At 44.9% G+C, this 652-nt stretch carries 1 protein-coding gene; it reads left to right on the top strand.

Going from position 1 to position 652, the window contains the following annotated elements; genetic code table 11:
- Positions 1 to 652 (top strand): AMIN domain-containing protein (locus A3762_RS27080; protein WP_369820661.1); only part of this gene is annotated, 652 nt, incomplete at both ends.

Here is a 652-nt window from a genome sequence, read left to right on the forward strand (position 1 = left end):
AAATTTGCATCGATGCCGGGTGATACAGTTGAGATTGTTCTGAGCTTTGATGAACCACCTGCAGAACCAAAGATCTTTACGATCGGTCAAACTGCAGACATCTCAATTACAGTTGATGGCGCAACAAATGGTTTAGATAAGCGTTATCACGAGCTCGGTCTCGGCAACGCTCACCGTATGACGGTGATCGAAGCAAAAAATAATGCGGGCCAAGCTGTTACACGTTTTGTTGTTGATTTGAATGCCATGGCGCCTTACACAAGTTCTGTTGAAGGTAATGATCTGATTTTGAAGATTGGCTCAGCCGCAGCTGAAAATTCATCAGCTGAAAGCGACGCGTCAGTTAGTCAGTCTGCTTCAGGGAATGGTATTACAGCGATTGATTTTCGTCGCGGTGAGAAAGGCGATGGTCAAGTCATTATTGGTCTAGCGAATCCATCTGCTGATATCGACATGAGTGAAGTAGGTGGCAACATCCAGCTGTTGATCTCTGATGCAGAGCTTCCGGAAAACCTTCGTCAGCGTTTAGATGTTGTTGACTTCGCAACATCTGTTTCACGTATTGAGTCTTACATTGAAGATGGTAAGGCCAAAATCGTGATCAAGCCTACCGGCAATTATGATTACTTGGCGTATCAAGCTGACGATCAGT

Source organism: Oleiphilus sp. HI0125 (assembly GCF_001635355.1).